The sequence below is a fragment of the Streptomyces sp. NPDC001714 genome (assembly GCF_042892755.1).
Lineage (GTDB): Bacteria > Actinomycetota > Actinomycetes > Streptomycetales > Streptomycetaceae > Streptomyces.
Map to the genome: position 1 here is coordinate 58746 of NZ_JBIAUL010000008.1, position 17119 is coordinate 75864.

At 71.1% G+C, this 17119-nt stretch carries 18 protein-coding genes; 10 read left to right on the forward strand and 8 right to left on the reverse strand.

Going from position 1 to position 17119, the window contains the following annotated elements:
• Positions 1-30: 30 nt before the first annotated feature.
• Positions 31-717, forward strand: a complete 687-nt coding sequence (locus tag ACFY0P_RS22080; protein ID WP_316770481.1) for a GntR family transcriptional regulator — start codon at positions 31-33, stop codon at positions 715-717.
• A gap of 288 nt (positions 718-1005) precedes the next feature.
• On the opposite strand, the gene ACFY0P_RS22085 is transcribed toward ACFY0P_RS22080, so the two are convergent.
• From ACFY0P_RS22085 to ACFY0P_RS22105, 5 genes are all read right to left on the reverse strand, one after another.
• On the reverse strand, positions 1006-3621 hold the full coding sequence (locus ACFY0P_RS22085; protein WP_388915584.1) for an FtsX-like permease family protein: 2616 nt from the start codon (positions 3619-3621) through the stop codon (positions 1006-1008).
• A complete protein-coding gene (locus ACFY0P_RS22090; RefSeq protein WP_388915588.1) occupies positions 3621-4388 on the reverse strand; it encodes an ABC transporter ATP-binding protein in 768 nt (255 codons plus the stop codon). Before ACFY0P_RS22090 ends, ACFY0P_RS22085 begins: the two co-directional genes overlap by 1 nt.
• A 28-nt stretch (positions 4389-4416) precedes the next feature.
• Complete coding sequence (locus ACFY0P_RS22095; protein WP_388915591.1) at positions 4417-4842, reverse strand: hypothetical protein; 426 nt, start codon at positions 4840-4842, stop codon at positions 4417-4419.
• Between the two features lie 177 nt (positions 4843-5019).
• A complete protein-coding gene (locus tag ACFY0P_RS22100) occupies positions 5020-5715 on the reverse strand; it encodes a response regulator (RefSeq protein ID WP_388915594.1) in 696 nt (231 codons plus the stop codon).
• 20 nt (positions 5716-5735) lie between these two features.
• Positions 5736-6977: a sensor histidine kinase gene (locus tag ACFY0P_RS22105; protein WP_388915597.1), complete on the reverse strand. Its 1242-nt coding sequence runs from the start codon at positions 6975-6977 to the stop codon at positions 5736-5738.
• A gap of 154 nt (positions 6978-7131) precedes the next feature.
• Here ACFY0P_RS22105 and ACFY0P_RS22110 point away from each other — a divergent pair, with 154 nt between their 5' ends.
• Both ACFY0P_RS22110 and ACFY0P_RS22115 read left to right on the forward strand, forming a co-directional pair.
• A complete protein-coding gene (locus tag ACFY0P_RS22110; protein ID WP_388915600.1) occupies positions 7132-7323 on the forward strand; it encodes a hypothetical protein in 192 nt (63 codons plus the stop codon).
• Between the two features lie 12 nt (positions 7324-7335).
• Positions 7336-7707, forward strand: coding sequence for a hypothetical protein (locus tag ACFY0P_RS22115; RefSeq protein WP_388915603.1), 372 nt, complete (start codon positions 7336-7338; stop codon positions 7705-7707).
• 37 nt (positions 7708-7744) lie between these two features.
• Here ACFY0P_RS22115 and ACFY0P_RS22120 read toward each other — a convergent pair whose 3' ends face one another.
• The 3 genes from ACFY0P_RS22120 to ACFY0P_RS22130 all read right to left on the reverse strand — a co-directional run bounded on the left by ACFY0P_RS22120 (position 7745) and on the right by ACFY0P_RS22130 (position 9096).
• The gene (locus tag ACFY0P_RS22120; protein ID WP_388915606.1) at positions 7745-7906 is read right to left on the reverse strand and encodes a hypothetical protein; all 162 of its coding nucleotides are present in this window, start codon (positions 7904-7906) and stop codon (positions 7745-7747) included.
• A 182-nt stretch (positions 7907-8088) separates the two neighbouring features.
• Positions 8089-8670 carry a hypothetical protein gene (locus tag ACFY0P_RS22125; RefSeq protein ID WP_388915609.1) on the reverse strand — a complete coding sequence of 194 codons (582 nt, stop codon included), beginning with the start codon at positions 8668-8670 and terminating at the stop codon, positions 8089-8091.
• A 216-nt stretch (positions 8671-8886) separates the two neighbouring features.
• The gene (locus ACFY0P_RS22130; protein WP_316770457.1) at positions 8887-9096 is read right to left on the reverse strand and encodes a hypothetical protein; all 210 of its coding nucleotides are present in this window, start codon (positions 9094-9096) and stop codon (positions 8887-8889) included.
• Positions 9097-9808: 712 nt separating this feature from the next.
• On the opposite strand from ACFY0P_RS22130, the gene ACFY0P_RS22135 reads away from it, so the two are divergent.
• The 7 genes from ACFY0P_RS22135 to ACFY0P_RS22165 all read left to right on the forward strand — a co-directional run bounded on the left by ACFY0P_RS22135 (position 9809) and on the right by ACFY0P_RS22165 (position 16841).
• Positions 9809-10828: a lytic murein transglycosylase gene (locus ACFY0P_RS22135; RefSeq protein WP_388916371.1), complete on the forward strand. Its 1020-nt coding sequence runs from the start codon at positions 9809-9811 to the stop codon at positions 10826-10828.
• Positions 10829-10893: 65 nt separating this feature from the next.
• Positions 10894-11904: a sigma-70 family RNA polymerase sigma factor gene (locus tag ACFY0P_RS22140; RefSeq protein WP_388915612.1), complete on the forward strand. Its 1011-nt coding sequence runs from the start codon at positions 10894-10896 to the stop codon at positions 11902-11904.
• A gap of 119 nt (positions 11905-12023) precedes the next feature.
• Entirely contained in the window at positions 12024-12962 is a 939-nt protein-coding gene (locus tag ACFY0P_RS22145; RefSeq protein ID WP_388915614.1) for an ABC transporter ATP-binding protein, read from the forward strand.
• The gene (locus tag ACFY0P_RS22150; protein ID WP_388915617.1) at positions 12959-13729 is read left to right on the forward strand and encodes an MlaE family ABC transporter permease; all 771 of its coding nucleotides are present in this window, start codon (positions 12959-12961) and stop codon (positions 13727-13729) included. Before ACFY0P_RS22145 ends, ACFY0P_RS22150 begins: the two co-directional genes overlap by 4 nt.
• A 3-nt stretch (positions 13730-13732) precedes the next feature.
• The gene (locus ACFY0P_RS22155; protein ID WP_388915620.1) at positions 13733-14548 is read left to right on the forward strand and encodes an MlaE family ABC transporter permease; all 816 of its coding nucleotides are present in this window, start codon (positions 13733-13735) and stop codon (positions 14546-14548) included.
• A 5-nt stretch (positions 14549-14553) separates the two neighbouring features.
• A complete protein-coding gene (locus ACFY0P_RS22160) occupies positions 14554-15804 on the forward strand; it encodes an MCE family protein (RefSeq protein WP_388915622.1) in 1251 nt (416 codons plus the stop codon).
• The gene (locus tag ACFY0P_RS22165; RefSeq protein WP_388915624.1) at positions 15801-16841 is read left to right on the forward strand and encodes an MCE family protein; all 1041 of its coding nucleotides are present in this window, start codon (positions 15801-15803) and stop codon (positions 16839-16841) included. The genes ACFY0P_RS22160 and ACFY0P_RS22165 overlap by 4 nt, the downstream gene beginning before the upstream one ends.
• Positions 16842-17119: the final 278 nt, after the last annotated feature.

Genomic DNA, 17119 nt, shown 5'->3' on the forward strand with positions numbered 1-17119 from the left:
GCCGACGACGAGCGATGTACTGTACGCAATATGTCACTTGACCGCCCTGTCTCTCGCCGACTCCTCAGCGACGAGGTCTTCGAGCGCCTCCGCGACTCCATCGTGCGCGGCGAACTCGTCCCCGGTGAGAAGGTCAAGGACGGTGACCTTGCCGAGCGCCTTGGCCTCAGCCGTACCCCGGTGCGCGAGGCCCTCGCCCGGCTCGCCGACATCGGCCTGGTCGAGGCCAAGCCCGGCGTCTACACCCGCATCACCACCCTCAACCGCCGCGACGTCGAAAAGACCCTCGCCGTCCTGCGCTCCCTCGACCAGCTCGCCATCGAGACAGCTGTCCCGGTCATGACCGAGCAGGACCTCGACCGCATGCGCGAGGCCAACCGCGACTTCGAACGGGCCGTCGCCGACAACGACACCACCGCGGCTCTTGCCGCAGACGACCGCTTCCATGCCGTCCCCATCGCGGCCGCGGACAACCCCGTGCTCAGCCGGATCGTCGAGCAGCTCCACCCGCAGATCCACCGCATCCTCTACCGCAAGTTCTCCACCCTGCTCGGCGGCCGCAACACCATCGAACACCACGACGAACTCATCACCGTCTGCGCAGGCGGCGACGCCCGAGCCGCCGCCGAACTCTCCGGCCACCACTGGTCCGAACTCGGCGGCCACATCAGGGAACTCTTCGACACCAACCAGTTCGCCGAAGCAGCGACCGGCTGAAGGGCGTGCATTCCGCCAACCGGTCCGCACAACGATGAACCCCCGATCCATGCTGTGGGCACACCTCCGGTCGAGGGCCCGGGCGGGCGCTCTCCGCGGCTGACGAATCACACACGCTCGGAAAGCGCGCATCGGCCAGAAGGGCGACATCGCAGGTGCGCACAGAGCGTGGCTCGCTGTCAGCCATGGAGCGACCGAATCCACCCGCCTCGTGGCGCCGGCGAATGTGCGTCGGTTCGGGGCCTGTCCGGCGCTCGGAGGCACGGCCGCACGGCGCCCTCCGCTCGCTCATTCGGCACCACCCAGGACGGTCATCGGTGTGACTCGGGTCGCGCGGCGGGCGGGGAGCAGGCCGGCCAGAGCGGTCAGGGCGGCCAAGGCGCCGAAGACCAGGACGAGTTGGGCTCCAGGCAGGACCAGAGGCGCGTTCGCCACGGTGATGCGGACGAGGAGCCAGGCGTACGGGACGCCGAGCGCGAGGCCGAGGGAGGCGCCGAGGACGCCGTACAGGCCGGCCTCCATGGTGATCGTGCGGCGCAGTGCTCCGCCGCCCAGGCCCAGCGCGCGCAACAGGCCGAACTCGCGAGCGCGTTCGATCGCGGTGAGGCTGGTGGTGGCGGTGACGCCGACGACCGCGATGAGGACGGTCAGGGCGACGAGGCCGAGCGCGGTGACGCCCATCGTCCGGATCTCGGCCCGGCTGTTGTCCCGGTCGTCCGCCAGGACGCTGATGTTGACGCCGTCCGGGTCCGGGACGTGCTCCCGTATCACGGTCTCCAGGGCCCGCCCGGCCTTGCCGCGGGCGGCGAGGCCGGACGTGGCGGCGTCGGCGAAGACGCCACTCGCGTTCTCGGCGGCGCCCATGCGGTTCAGGTCGGCGGGGACCACGAGGATGTCGGCCTGTCCCGGGCCGTCTTCGGGCAGCGTGGCGGCGACGGTCAGCCGGATGTTCCCCCGGCTCGAGGTGACGGTGAACGAGTCGCCCGCCCGCACGCCGAGTGCGTCGGCCACGGCGGACGCGACAACCGCGCTGCCGGGGCCCAGATCCGACAGGGACCCGCTGGCGGTGTCGATGTACCGGCCCGTGGGCAGGGCGTCCGGGTCCAGGTCCGACGCCTCGTACTGGACGCGCGGGTCCTCGGGACCGGCGGTGACCTGTACGGTCCGGTAGCCGGTGACGTGAGTGAGCTCGGGCAGTGCCGCGAACCGTCGTACGACGGCGGCGTCCAGGCCTTTGGCCTCGGACGTGACCCGGAAGTCGGCGGGGGAGTCGACGGCCTCGGTGCGCTGGTCGTAGCCGGTGAGACAGGCGACGGCGACCAGGGCGCCCGACACCAGGGCGACCCCGAGCGCGACGACGACGGAGACCGCCGCGGCCCGGCGCGGGGTGCCGCCGACGCCACTGACGGCGAGCCGGCCGGAGGCGCCGAGCCGACGCAGCGGCCAGCCGGTCACCGCCAGGACGGGGCGGACCAGCAGCGGGCCCAGAGTGACCAGCGCCAGAAAGGCCAGGCCCGCCGAGGCGACGGTGACCAGCATGCCGAGGCCCCGGTCGTAGTCCTGCGCGCCGGGCTCGGGGAGGTTGCGGAGCAGCAGGACAGCGAGTCCCATGGCCGCGGTGGCGAAGACGACGCCGACGGTGAGGCGTCCGGCACCGATCCGGTGTTCGCCCGCGACGGTGCTCGCACTGCGCAGGGCCTGCAACGGCGAGACCCGGGCCGCCGACAGGGCGGGCGCGAGGACCGCTCCCACGCTGACGAGCATGGTCCCTACGACGACCAGCGCGGCGTCCATGACGGGGAAGCCCGGCGCCGACAGTTCCTGTCCGGCGAGGACGCCGGCGGCCGTCGGGGCGAGATGCCCGGCGCCCAACGCCAGCAGTACCCCGATGGTGCCGGCGACCGCGCCGACCAAGGCGCCTTCGGCGGCGAGCGCGGCCACCACCCGGCGCTGCGGGGCGCCGATGGCGCGCAGCAGCGCCAACTGCCGCAGCCGCTGGGCGAAGACGATCCGGAAGGCGGAGGTGGCGACCAGGGCGGCGGCCCCAACGGCGACGGCCAGGAAGACGGAGATCAGCTGGAAGAGCTGACGGAGGTCCCCGCCGACGGCCTCGCGCTCCTCCGCGGCACGTACGGCGCCGCCGGTGACGAGCTTCGCCTTCGCCGAGGCCTTGTCGGCCCGGTCGAGGGCGGCGCGCACCTGTCTCGTCAACTCGACGTGCGAGACCCCGGACTTGGCGACGATGTCGATGTGCTCATAGCCCGGCAGGTCCGCGAAGGGGGCGATGAACGCGTCGGTGGTGTAGCCGCCGGACTGCTGCTCGGCGGTCGCGGTGCTCTTGACCACGCCGGTGACGGTGAAGGTGACCTTGACGGTCTTCTCCGCGTCCTTGGCGTCCGGGACCTTCAGGGTCGTCCGGGTGCCGGGGGCGAGCCCCAGTTCCGCGGCGGCCCGACGGTTGACGGCGAGTTCTCCGGCGCGGTCGGGGTAGCTGCCCTCGACCAGTTCGACCTGGGAGAGCGGGCCGGTGCCGGGATCGGAGCGGAGTTCCAGCCAGTGCTCGGACGGACCGGAGACCGGGGCGCCGGAGTTGACGCGGCCGACGGCCTCCGTCACACCCGGCAGCGCGCGGATCCGCTGCAGGGCCGTGGCGCTGATGTTGCTTTCGCCGGCCACGGCGACCAGGTCCACGGCTTTCGGGGTGCCGCGGAAGTTGTCGAGGGTGGTGTTCGTGGTGATCTGCTGGGCCATGATCGTGGCGAAGACCACGAACGCGGCCACCAGGACAGACAGTCCCGTCGTCACCAACCTGCCGGGGCGGCGCAGGAGTTCGGCGAGCTGCGAGCCGAGGACACTGGCCCGCCATGGGATGCCCCGCTGCCAGGGGGTGCTCATCAGGCTCATCAGGCGGCCCTCCCCAGATCCCGCAGGGCCCGCGTGATGTCAGCGCCGGACGCCGCGTCGACGTCGTCGACGATCCGGCCGTCGGCGAGGACCAGCACGCGGTCGGCGTGGGCGGCGGCGCGCGGGTCGTGCGTCACCATGACCACGGTCTGGCCCAGGTCGCGCACCGAGCGGCGCAGGAAGTCGAGGACCTCGGCGCCCGAGCGCGAGTCCAGGTTGCCGGTGGGCTCGTCGGCGAAGACCACGGCGGGCCGGGCGAGCAGCGCGCGGGCCAGGGCCACGCGCTGCTGCTGGCCGCCGGAGAGTTCGGACGGCCGGTGGGACATACGGTCTCCGATGCCGAGGACGCCGGCGAGGTGGTCGAGCAGTTCCCGGTCGAGGGGGCGGCCGGTCAGGGTGACGGGCAGGACGATATTCTCCAGCGCCGTCAGCTGGGGCAGCAGGTTGAAGGACTGGAAGACGAAGCCGACCTTGTCCCGCCGTACGCGGGTCAGCTCGCGGTCGGACATGCCCGTCAGCTCGTCGTCGCCCAGGAAGACCTGGCCCGAGGTGGCCGAGTCGAGCCCGGCCAGGCAGTGCATGAGCGTGGACTTGCCCGAGCCCGAGGGGCCGGCGATGGCCGTGAACCGCGCGCGGTCGAAGCCGACCGTCACCGAGTCCAGGGCCCTGATCTCCGCCTGCCCCTGCCGGTAGGTCTTGACCAGGTCGACGGCCGAGGCGATCCGGCCGGCGACGGCGCGGCCGGTCGTCGTGTGCGCGATGGCCATGACGTGAACTCCCTTTCGCCGGGCCGCGTCAGGAGTTCAGCGACGGGAACGCGAGCGTGACCTTGGCGTACGCGCAGTGGGAGTTGGCCTGGTCCGCGATGTGCAGCATGTCCTTCTTCGTCAGCTCCCCGGTCTCGCCCTTCGCCTTCGTGGTCACCCACCCTTCGTACTGGGCGATGTTGTAGCCGAGGTAGCCGTCCTTCATCTGCGTCCGGCGCAGCGTCGCCGTGTCCTTCTCCCACTTGTCGATGGCCTTCTTGTCGCCGATGGGCAGCTTCTGCGCCCCGTCGATGATCTGCTGGGCCAGCGCGCAGTCGGCCTTCGAGGCCTGGCTGGGCAGGTTGCGTTCGTGCCACCAGTGACCGCCCGCGATGCCGACGCCGGTGAGAACCACGAGGGCGACGGAGCCGATGACAATCGCCAGGCGGCGACGCGGGCGTGCGGAAACAGACATGGTGGCCTCCGAGGAATTCGATCCGATGCTTTTCGTCCGACGGTCTGCGTCCCGCTTTTTCGCGGACTGTTTCGCCGTTCGGTATGGATGAAATTCTCGAAGACCGGGCGGTCCGGCACATCGGATCGTGAACTGATCCGTGCGCCGCGGACCTGCGACCGGGGTGGGAGGCGGGGACTACGACCGTGGGCTGACAAGCCCCGAGTCGTAGGCGAAGATGACGGCCTGCACCCGGTCCCGCAGGTCCAGTTTGGCGAGGATCTTCCCGATGTGGGTCTTCACGGTGGCCTCCGCGATGAACAGCTCGGCCGCGATCTCGCCGTTGGACAGGCCCTCGGCGACCAGGCCGAGCACCTCCCTCTCACGCAGGGTCAGTTGCTCCAGTCGCTCGTCGGTGCGTTCCGTGGGCGCGAGCTTTCCCGCGAACCGGTCCAGCAGCTGGCGGGTGACGCGCGGCGACACGACGGACTCGCCGGCCGCCACCACCCGGATCGCCGCCACGACCTCTTCCGGCGGCGTGTTCTTCAGCAGGAAGCCGCTCGCCCCGGCCTGCAGCGCGGCGAAGGCGTCCTCGTCGGTGTCGAAGGTGGTGAGCACCAACACCCTGGGAGAACCGAGGAGTTCACCGAGCCGCCGGGTGGCCTCGACGCCGTCCATGACGGGCATACGGATGTCCATGATGACGACGTCGGCCCGGGTGCGGGCCAGCAGCGCGAGGGCGTCGGCGCCGTTCTCGGCCTCGCCGACGACCTCGATGTCGCCCTGCGCGGCCAGCACCATCGCGAACCCCGCCCGGATCAGCGGCTGGTCGTCCACGACGACGACCCGTATCGGCCCGCCGGGCCCGTCCGCGTCCGTCATACCGTCCGTCATGCCATTCCCAGTCCCCTCGCTCATCCAGCCGACATCCTCACCGAAGCCTCCTTGACGTTGACGGGGATCTCCGCGTCGACCTGCCATCCCGCGCCCAGCCGCGGCCCGGCGGCGAAGGTGCCGCCGGACACCTCCACCCGTTCGCGCATCCCCACCAGCCCGTTCCCGCCGCTCCCCCGGTCCGTCACGGCCTGCGAGCCGGTGAGCCTGCCCGCTCCGTCGTCGACCACGCCGATCCGTACGACGTCCTTCCCGAACCGCAGGGTGATCGAGACCCGGGCGCCGGGCCCGGCGTGCCGCAGCACGTTGGTCAGACTCTCCTGGACGATCCGCAGCACGGTCAGCCCGTCGGCCGTGGACAGCCCGCCCCGCTCGCCCTCGACGACCAGATCCACCTCCAGGCCCGCCGCGCGGGCCCGCTCGGCGACCGTCTCCAGATCGTCCAGCGACACCCGGCGCCGGGCGGCTTCCGTGTCCGCCGCCTCGTCCTGCCCGACCTGGGACCGCCCGGTGCGCAGCACCTTCACGATCCGGTGCATGTCCTCCAGCGCGTCCCGCCCGGTGTCGCCGATGGCCTTCAGCGCCGAAGTCGCCCTCTCCGGATCGGACTTGAGGACGTAACCGGCTCCGTCGGCCTGCAGGATCATCACGGCCAGACTGTGGGCCACCACATCGTGCAACTCTCGTGCGATCTCGGCCCGTTCCTCGGCGGCGGCGAGCTGCACCAGATGCTCGCGCTCCCGCTCGGCGGTGGCGGCCCGCTCCTCCAGGCTGGCGACGTACAGCCGGCGCGTGCGCAGCACCATGGCCGTCAGCCACAGGGCCGAGAAGACACCGCCGTAGAGGGCCAGGTTGGCCAGGTCCAGGTAGTGGTCCCGCGCGCCGGGCAGACCGAGCCCGGACTCCAGCACCACACCGAACAGCAGGATCGCCCCCGACGCCCAGATCTGCCAGGTCCGCCGGGCGTGGGTGACCACCGAGACCATCGCGATGAGCAGCGCCGCGTCGTAGGCCGCGGCGCCGGACGTCAGCGGATCGTCCGGGTACTCGGCCAGCACGTACTGCACCAGCGCCAGCCCGCCGACCACCGTCATCACGGTCATCGGCCGGCGCCGGCGGAACACCACGGCCAGCGCCATCGACCAGCCGACGGTCTGGTCGTAGGACATGTTGTAGCTGTTGGCCAGGCAGACCACCAGCACCGCGAGGGCGATGTCGTACGCCGTGTGGACCCACGGCGAGGCCAGTATCCGGCGCACCATGGGTCACAGGCTACGACACCGGGACGCGACAACAATTCGGCAATTCCCGGGCATCAGACAGGAGTTGCCCGACAACGGGGTCGCTGTACGATCTTCGCTCCTCGCCGGGACCATCGATTCCGGGGTAAAGAAATCCCCGATCCAGGGGGAAATCATGCGTAAATTCACGTCGGTTGTCGCCAGTGCCGTGCCGGCATTCGCCGGTCTGGCGACGGTGGTCGGCACCCCGGCCCAGGCGGCGACACAGGCGGAGTACGTGGCCCTGGGCGACTCGTACGCCTCCAGCGTCGGCGCGGGCACGTACGACGCGGCCAGCGGCGACTGCAAGCGCAGCCCGTCCGACTAACCGCACCAGTGGGTGGCCGCGAACCCCGAGTACAAGCTCAACGACGTGTCCTGCAGCGGCGCGACCATAGCCGACGTGCGCAACAACCAGCTCTCCGCGCTGAGCTCTTCCACCGTGCCCGGTGATCGACCTCGACGCCGCCAAGTGCACCTAATGAACGGCTTCGCCGACGCGCTGGCCGAGGGCACCAAGGCCGCCTCGATCAAGGAGCCCGTCTGCTTCGTCGACATGCGGGGGCAGTTCACCGGCCACGGTGCCTGCGGCTCCGACTCCTGGTTCAACGACCTGACCAACGCGTCCGCGCTCTTCCACCCGAACCTGGCGGGGTACACGAACGGCTACGCGGCCAAGTTCAAGGCCACCTGGGGCAAGTCCGCCGCGTGAGGTGAGGTCGGCGGGATCGCTGACGCCCTCGGCGCCGTCACCCCGCGTCCGCCGTCGCCAGACGCCGGCCACGGACGGTCTTGACGGCGCCCAGCGGGGCCATGACCAGGCAGCCGGACAGGAGGGCCGAGGACGAGGCCTTCAGCGTCGGCAGCCCGGGCCCGTTCAGCACCACCGGCGCCCATCGTAGGGCGGACACGACCAGCTGATGACCCGGCGCCGCGGTGACCACTGTCGGGATGGCCTGGACGAGGTCGGTGCCCTTACGAGATGGCTGGCCTGCTGTCACGGGTGGGCCCGCACAGCACAGGCATCACGGTAATCAGCAAGCCGGAGCCGACGGAGGTCGTCCCGACGATGACGCCCCGCCCACGAGCCCGATCAGCAGGGTCGGCAAGGGCGGCACCGGCGCACGGGCGTCCTCGGTGACCGTCCCGGCACGGCGCCTGTCGAACCGGAATACGGGGGAGCATCCCAGGGACGGCGAGCATCGAGCGAGCGAAGCACCACCGGACTCCCGCCCACACGCGCGGTATCCGCCCAGGTGGCAAGACTGCCGGTCACTCCGCCGATGCGCTGGTAGGCCTCGTGGGTTAGGAAGCCCTCGTGGCGTCTCTGCCACAGTTGACTCAACGCCACCTCCACCAAGGGGAGCACGGTGGCCGTCGCCTGGCCCGCGGCCGTACCTTCGGGGGTGGTGGTGAGCACGTCGGTGACGATGAACCCCGGCAGCCCGGGGGCGAAGTGCGCGCCTGCCTCGCGCGCGGGCAGCGTGACGATGTCGTGCAGTTCGTGCCTGCTGAGCACCGGCGGTACGTTGAGGAGTCCCGGCAGCGCCGCTTCCAGCAGCTGTGGAGCCACGGCGGCGAGCCGGGGGGAGAAGTCGTCACGCATGACGAGGAGCACGCTGAGTCGGTGGTGGTCCTCCAGCGCGTCGCGTGAGGAACTGTCGTTGTTCAGCATGATGAGCACGTTCGGAACGCCCATGGACGTCGCCCTGTCCGAGCTGTCCGTCGAGCTCTTCTTCCCTGCCGACGAGGCGACCGGGACGGCTCTACGCCGACGCGCCGAACTCGGCTGACACGTGCTGCAACGCGCCGGGAAACCCCGTGAACACGCGAGGGCCGGCTCAGGAGGGGTCGCCTCCCGAGCCGGCCCTTGATCGTCTTCGGCGGGCGATCAGAAGGAGACGGTGAAGCCGACCTGGTGGTACTGGCCGACGGTGTCCAGGACCTCGTCCTTGAGCGCGCCGAACTGGGAAACGAGGTCCGAGCTGCTGATAGCCGTGGGGCCGGCGGCGAGGCCGACCTGCGGGCTCAGACCGCCGGAGACGGTGTCGAGCTCGGCGTCGGAGATTTCAAGGGTCTGAACCTGGGGAGCGTAGTTCATGATGAAACTTCCCTTCGTATGGATGTTCCACAAGGGGGAGCGGCCAAGCTGGGGACAGACGCTGGGCAGCGACCGCAGCCCGCGCCATCCGTTTTTCCGGACGCCTTGGCGCGATCCCGGCGGCGCGAAGGATCAAATCACGGCGCCTGCCCGGCATGCAGTCGGTCGCCGCTCCCGGCAGGGCAGCTGAAACGGTCGGCCACTCATCCGTGCGCGCATGCACACGAATTGACGGCAGCTTCTCTACATGTAGAGCAGCACAGGAAACCGACAGCCATTGCCACGGCCCGCTCCGACCAGGACAACTCCGCATCAACAGGACTCGCCTGTGCCGCAGTTGCGCCTTCGCTGTGCAGATTCGGCTGCAGATTCGGTCATGTATGCATCCGCGCGCCCTTCAGCGCCTCGTCCACCGCGCTCCGCGGCCTGCACACACACGCCACCGCCGAAGCCCTCCCCGGCTGCCCCGGCGCCGGCACCTGGCAGGTCGACGAGCTGATCACCGACGGCGCCGGCCTCGACGGCCCCTGCGACCGCCAGATCGGCATGCGCCTCCCGTGCCCCCGGTTTCGCGCGACGGACCTGCCCTCCGGCCGCGTAGAGCAGACGACGGATTCGCCACGGAGGGGACGGAGGGGACTGCACAGTGACAGCGCGTGCACTCAAGGGGGCACTGAGGGGTGCCAGGGGTACGGCGATCGCGGCGGCGGCGATGGCCGTGCTGACCGCGTCGCAGGCGCCGAGGGCGGTCTCGGCCGAGGCCGTGGAGCCCGCGCGTGCGGCGGCTCCCGCCGGGCACGGCCTCAGCGTGTCCGGCGACACCCCGTACCGCCCCGGCCTTCCTCCGCTGCGGACGCGGAAGAAGGGCTCGGCACGGGGAGTGACGAACGGCGGTGCCCTGCCCGCGAGCGTGTTCGCCGCGTACCGGCGTGCCGAGGAGGAGCTGGCGCGCAGCGCGCCGCGCTGCGGACTGCGCTGGCAGCTGCTGGCCGCGATCGGCCAGGTGGAGTCCGGGCAGGCACGGGGCGGCCGGGTGACCCCGGACGGGACGACCGTGACGCCCATTCTCGGTCCGCGGCTGACCGGCGGCGCCTTCGCCGTCGTGGCGGACACCGACGGCGGTGCGTACGACGGGGACAGGCTGTACGACCGCGCGGTCGGCCCGATGCAGTTCATCCCGTCCACCTGGGCCCGCTGGGGAGCGGACGGCAACGGCGACGGACGGACCGACCCGGACAACGTCTACGATGCGGCGCTCGCCGCCGGCCGCTACCTGTGCGCGGGCGGCCGGGACCTGTCGAACCCCGCCGACCTGGACCGGGCGATCCTGGGCTACAACCACTCCGACGCCTATCTGCGCACCGTCAAGGCGTGGTACGCGTACTACCTGACCGGACACCGCGTGGTGCCGGACGCGTCCGGCGGATCCCGGTCGGACCGGCCGAAGCCCTCCCGCCCGAAGAACCCGAGGAGTCCGAAGCCGTCGGACGACCGGAAGCCGGGCCCTGGTCCTTCGCACACGCCGTCGGCCCCACCCGCCTCGCTCACCCCCAGCCCGTCCCCCAAGGCCGGCGTCCCCACGGAGTCCGGGCCGCCGCTGGTTCCCGTCCCCGAACCGACCCTCACGCTGCCCGGCGGCGGTGTGCTGCCCGACGCGGGGCCGCTGACCACCGGCAACGGCTGGAACACGATGGACGTCTCCCCCTCCACAACTGCCACTACTCGGGGGTAATGTCGCGACCCGCCGGAAGCACAGGCTCGGCGGGTGAGTGCGAAGGGGCCCTCATGGCGACGGACATGCCTGCGGACACAGCGGCCGCCGACGAGCGTTGGCTGCGCATGTGGAGCCAACGCGAGCAGCTGCTCAGGGTGGCCAGGCGGCGGTCCGTGAGCCAGGAGGACGCCGAGGACGCCGTTCACGAGGCGATGCTGCGGGCCGCGGAGCGCCCGGACCTCGACGACGAGCGGCTCGGCGCCTGGCTGACGACGGTGACGATGCGGCTGTGCGTCGACCGGCACCGGCAGGTCAACCGCGAGGCCGAGGTGGGCAGCCGCCCCACACTCGTCGCGCCGGGCCCGGTACCCGTCGAGGACGCGGTGTGCGACCGGGCCGAGGCGAAGTGGCTCGCCGTGCGCAGCGGCGAGCTGCCCGCCCGGCAGGCGGAGGCGCTGCGGCTGAAGTCGGAGGACCTGGACGTCGGCCAGGTCGCCGTGCGTATGGGGCTGAGCTACCGGACCGTCGAGTCCCTGCTGGCCCGCGCCCGGCGAACGCTGCGCGCCTCGCTGGCCGGGACGCTCGGGCTCGTGCTGTTCCTGCTGGGACGCGGCCGGCCGCACGCGGGCGGCAAGGCGCAGGCGGTGGCCATGGCCTCGACGGCGGCGACGCTGGTGGTGGCGGGCTTGGCGCTGCCGTACGCGCTGGGCGGGGGCGGGAAGGGGCCGGCGCCCCGGCCGGCGGTGTCCGCCGGTGCCGGGGCGATCCGGTCGGACAGCACGGCTCGGGCGCGGGTCCCGGGGACGCCCGAAGGCGCACGCAGGCCGGCGGGCCGCGTGCACCGGCCGGCCGCGTCCACTGCCGACGGGTCGTCGGCGAAGACATCCCTGCCATCCGTGCCGGCCCTGCCTGCCGTCCCGGCGGCCTCGCTTCCGAGCCTGTCGGTTCCCGCGGTCCCGCGGGTTCCGGACCTTCCGGTTGCGTCGGCCGTCCCCTCCCCGCCGTCGGTCGCGCCGGTCCCGGCCCCTGACGCCGTGCCGTCCGCCCCGCGCGTCGTGCCCACCGCGAGTACGCCTCCCGTGAAGCTGCCGTAGGGCCCGCGAAACCAGTCCGAAAAAAATCCGGGTCCGCCGCGACGGACGCCCCGCCCCTCCCCGTAGAGCAGTCGTCGGAGCTGTTCACGGGCGAGGGCACGGGCGAAGGGCGGGACCGGATGGGTGTCGAGATCTGTGTGGAAGGGCTGACCAAGTCCTTCGGTCACCAGGTCATCTGGCAGGACGTCTCACTGACGCTGCCCGCCGGGGAGGTCTCGGTCATGCTCGGCCCGTCCGGGACGGGCAAGTCGGTGTTCCTCAAGACGCTCGTCGGCCTGCTCAAGCCGGACCGCGGCTCGGTCACGGTGGCCGGGCGGGACATCACCACACTGCGTGAGCACGATCTGTACGAGGTGCGGAAGTTGTTCGGCGTGCTGTTCCAGGACGGCGCGCTGTTCGGCTCGATGAACCTGTACGACAACATCGCCTTCCCCCTGCACGAGCACACCCGCAAGTCGGAGAGCGAGATCCGCCGGATCGTGCTCGAGAAGATGGAGATGGTCGGGCTGCTCGGTGCCGAGGCCAAGCTGCCCGGCGAGATCTCCGGCGGTATGCGCAAACGCGCCGGGCTCGCCCGGGCGCTGGTCCTGGACCCGGAGATCATCCTCTTCGACGAGCCGGACTCCGGCCTCGACCCGGTGCGCGTGGCCTACCTCAACCAGCTCATCGTCGACCTCAACGCGCAGATCGACGCGACCTTCCTCATCGTCACCCACGACATCGCCTCCGCCCGCCAGGTCCCCGACAACATCGGGCTGTTGTTCCGGCGCGAGCTGGTGATGTTCGGGCCCCGCGAACAGCTGCTGACCAGCGACGAGCCCGTCGTCCGCCAGTTCCTGAACGGCCGGATGCAGGGGCCGATCGGCATGGCGGAGGAGAAGGACGCGGCCCAGGTCGAACAGGAACTCGCCCAGATCCAGGAACCCACCAGTCCTCCCGGCAGCAGGCCCCTGACCCCCCGCCTGCTGCCGGGCCCCGGCATCACCCGACCGCCCCGCTGGGAGGCGATCGCGACACGGGAGGCCGAGCTGCAGCGCAAGGAGGTGGCCGACGCATGAGCCTGTCCCCCACCGGTGCGCTGCGGCACTCGGGCAACCTGTTCGCGATGGCCCTGGACGTCGTCCGGACCCTGCCCAGACGGCCTTTCCAGGCAAGGGAGTTCATCCAGCAGGCGTGGTTCGTCGCGAGTGTCGCGATCCTGCCCACCGCCCTCGTGTCCATCCCCTTCGGCGCGGTCATCGCGCTCCAGATCGGCAGCCTGACCCGGCAGCTCGGCGCCCAGTCGTTCTCCGGGGCCGCGTCCGTGCTCGCGGTGCTGCGCGAGGCCTCGCCGATCGTCACGGCGCTGCTGATCGCGGGCGCGGGAGGCACGGCGATCTGCGCGGACCTCGGGGCGCGCAAGATCCGGGACGAGATCGACGCGATGCAGGTGCTCGGCATCGACCCGATCCACCGGCTGGTGGTGCCGCGCGTGCTGGCCTCGATGGTGGTGGCCGTGCTGCTCAACGGTCTGGTGTCGGTCGTCGGCGTCGCGGGCGGCTATTTCTTCAACGTCATCCTGCAGAACGGCACACCCGGCGCCTACCTGGCCTCCTTCACCACCCTCGCCCAGCTGGACGACCTGTGGGCGGCCGAGCTGAAGGCGCTGGTGTTCGGGGCGATCGCCGCGATCGTCGCCTCCTACAAGGGGCTGACCGCGCAGGGCGGGCCGAAGGGCGTGGGCGACGCGGTCAACCAGTCGGTCGTGATCACCTTCATGTTGCTGTTCGTGACCAACTTCGTGATGACCGCGGTGTACTTCCAGGTCGTCCCGCAGAGGGGTTAGCCAATGCGACTTCTCAGCCGTCCACTGGACGCTCTCGAAGAGCTCGGATCCCAGCTCTCCTTCTACGGGCGCTCACTGGCCTGGACGGGCCGCACCGTCCGCCGCTACAAGAAGGAGATCCTGCGGCTGCTCGCCGAGGTGAGCTTCGGCCGGGGCGCCCTCGCCGTCGTCGGCGGCACGGTCGGCGTGATCGCCTTCCTCTCCTTCTTCACCGGAACCGAGGTCGGCCTCCAGGGCTACGCGGCCCTCAACCAGCTCGGCACCTCCAACTTCGTCGCGTTCCTGTCGGCGTACTTCAACACCCGGGAGATCGCCCCGCTGGTGGCCGGACTCGCCCTGTCCGCGACGGTCGGCGCCGGGTTCACCGCGCAGCTCGGTGCGATGCGGATCAGCGAGGAGACCGACGCGCTGGAGGTGATGGGCGTCCCGTCGCTGCCGTTCCTGGTGACGACGCGGATGATCGCCGGCTTCGTCGCGGTGATCCCGCTGTACGTGATCGGGCTGTTGTCCTCGTACCTCGCCGCCCGCACCATCACGACCGGTTACTACGGGCAGTCGACGGGCACGTACGACCACTACTTCCACCAGTACCTGCCACCGGTAGACCTCTTCTGGTCCTTCGGCAAGGTGATCGTCTTCGCCGTCCTGATCATCCTGGTGCACTGCTACTACGGCTACCACGCGAGCGGCGGCCCGGCGGGCGTCGGCGTCGCGGTCGGCCGTGCGGTGCGGACCTCGATCGTCGCCATCAACGTCCTGGACTTCTTCCTGAGCCTCGCGATCTGGGGCGCCAACACGACCGTACGGATCGCGGGGTGAGGCCGATGAGAGCACTGAGACTCAGGTTGTACGGCGTCGCGTTCATCGCCGTGCTCGCGCTGCTGCTGTCGCTCGCCGTGGCCGTCTACGAGCAGGCGTTCACGCCGGTCGTGCGCATCACGCTGCAGGCCGACGCGCTCGGCAACCAGCTGGAGCCGCGCGCCGACGTCAAACTGCGCGGGCTGCTGGTCGGCGAGGTCCGGGCGGCGCACGCGGACGGGACGAAGGCCACGCTCGACATCGCGCTCAAGCCGGAGTACGTCGCGTACATCCCCTCGGACGTACACGCGCTACTGCTGCCCAAGACACTCTTCGGCGAGAAGTACGTCGATCTCGTGCCGCCCGCCGCCTCGGCGGCCCGGCCCATCCGCGCCGGGGACGTCATCACTCAGGACCGCACCACGGTCGGCATCGAGGTACAGCAGCTGATGAACGACCTGCTGCCGCTGCTGCGGACGGTCCAGCCGGGCGAACTCAACGCCACGCTCTCGGCGTTCGCCACCGCTCTGGAGGGCCGCGGCGACCGGATCGGCGACAACCTCGTCCGGGTCGAGGGCTATCTGCGCCGCCTCAACCCGCACATGCCCTCCCTCAAGGAGGACATCACACGGTTCGCGGACGTCGCCGAGGTGTACGGCGACGCCGCCCCCGACCTGATGCGGATCCTGCGCAACACGGTCACCACCAGCCGGACGATCGTCGAGAAGAGGGACCGGTTGGCCTCGGCTCTGCGCGCGACCGCCTCCGTGGCGGGCACGGCGAACGACTTCCTGTCCGAGAACGGTGACCGGTTGATCACCCTGGGCCGGGTCTCCCGCCCCACGCTGGAGCTGTTCGCCCGCTACTCCCCCGAGTACCCGTGCCTGTTCCAGGGCCTGGTCCGGCAGGAGAAGGCGTCGGAGGACGCGTTCCGGGGCGGCGAGATGCGGATCACCCTGGAGGTCGTCCGGCCGCAGGGGGCGTACCGGCCCGGTGAGGAGCCGGTGTACGGCGAACGGTCCGGTCCGAACTGCCGCGGCCTGCCGCATCCGCAGGTACCCGGGCCGAAGCCGCACCTCGACGACGGTACGTCGGCCGGAGGTTCCGGCGCCGGCGCCCTCCCCGGAGATGTCGGCGTGTCCGCCACCCGGGCCGAGCAGCGGGCCGTCGGCTCGCTCGTGGCCCCCGTCATGGGCGTCCCCGCGGACCAGGTGCCGCCCGTGGCGACCCTGCTGTTCGGGCCGCTCGCGCGCGGAACGGCGGTGAGTGTCGCATGAGCAGGTCAGGAGCCCGGCAGACCGCCGCCCCGCTGGTCAAGTTCAGCCTCTTCGCGCTGGTCACGATCGCGGCGACGGCGCTGCTCGCCGCCACCATCGTCAACGTCTCCTTCGCCCCCAAGGACACCTATCACGCGGTGTTCACCGACGTGACCGGGCTGGAGACCGGCGACGACATCCGGGTGGCCGGAGTGCGGGTGGGGGAGGTCGACGGTATCCGGATCAAGGACCGGACCCTGGCGGAGGTCACGTTCACCGTCAGCGCGGACCGGCCGCTGCTCGCCGGGACCCGTGCGGTCGTCCGCTACCGCAACCTGGTCGGGCAGCGGTACATCGCGCTCACCGAGGGCACGGGGGACGTCACCGCGCGGCTGCGGCCGGGCGGCACGATCCCGCTGTCCCGGACCCAGCCGGCGCTGGACCTCAACGCCCTGCTGAACGGCTTCAAGCCGCTGTTCGCCGCGCTCAGCCCGAGCGACGTCAACCAGCTGGCCACCGAGATCGTCCAGACCCTCCAGGGCGAGGGCGGCACGGTGAACAGCCTGCTCGCGCACACCGCCTCGCTCACCAGCACCCTCGCCGACCGCGACAAGCTGATCGGATCGGTGATCGACAACCTCAACTCCGTCCTGGAGACGCTCGACAAGCGCGGCTCCCGCTTCTCCGGGCTGCTCACGCAGCTGCGCCGGGTGGTCTCGGGGCTGTCCGCCGACCGCAAGCCCATCGGGGAGTCGCTGGTGAGCATCGGCGACCTCACGGACGTCACGTCGGGGCTGCTGAAGGACGCGCGTCCACCGCTGAAGGACGACATCGCCGGGCTCGGCGATCTCGCCGGAACGCTGAACAAGAACGAGAACACCGTGGAGGGCGTCCTGAAGCGGCTGCCGAACAAGCTCGACAAGCTGACGGGGACCGCCTCGTACGGCTCGTGGTTCAACTTCTACCTCTGCGACTTCGACGGCCGGATCGTGCTGCCGAAGACCAAGCAGGTGATCAGCCCGGAGCTGCACGTGGCGCAGGCGAGGTGCGGCGGATGAGCATGCGCATCAGGCGGCGCAAGGTCCGCCGCCCCGAGCCGCTGGTGAAGGTCCGCGTCCTGCCGCCGAAGCTGCCGCGACTCCCCAGACTGCTGCCGAAACGCAAACCCCGCCCCGAACCCCTCGTGAAAGTCCGGGTCCTGGCGCCCAAGCTGCCGCGACTCCCCAGACTGCTGCCCAAGCGCAAACCCCGCCCCGAACCCCTCCTGAAAGTCCGCGTCCTCCCGCCCAAGCTGCCGCGACTCCCCAGACTGCTGCCCAAACGCAAACCCCGCCCC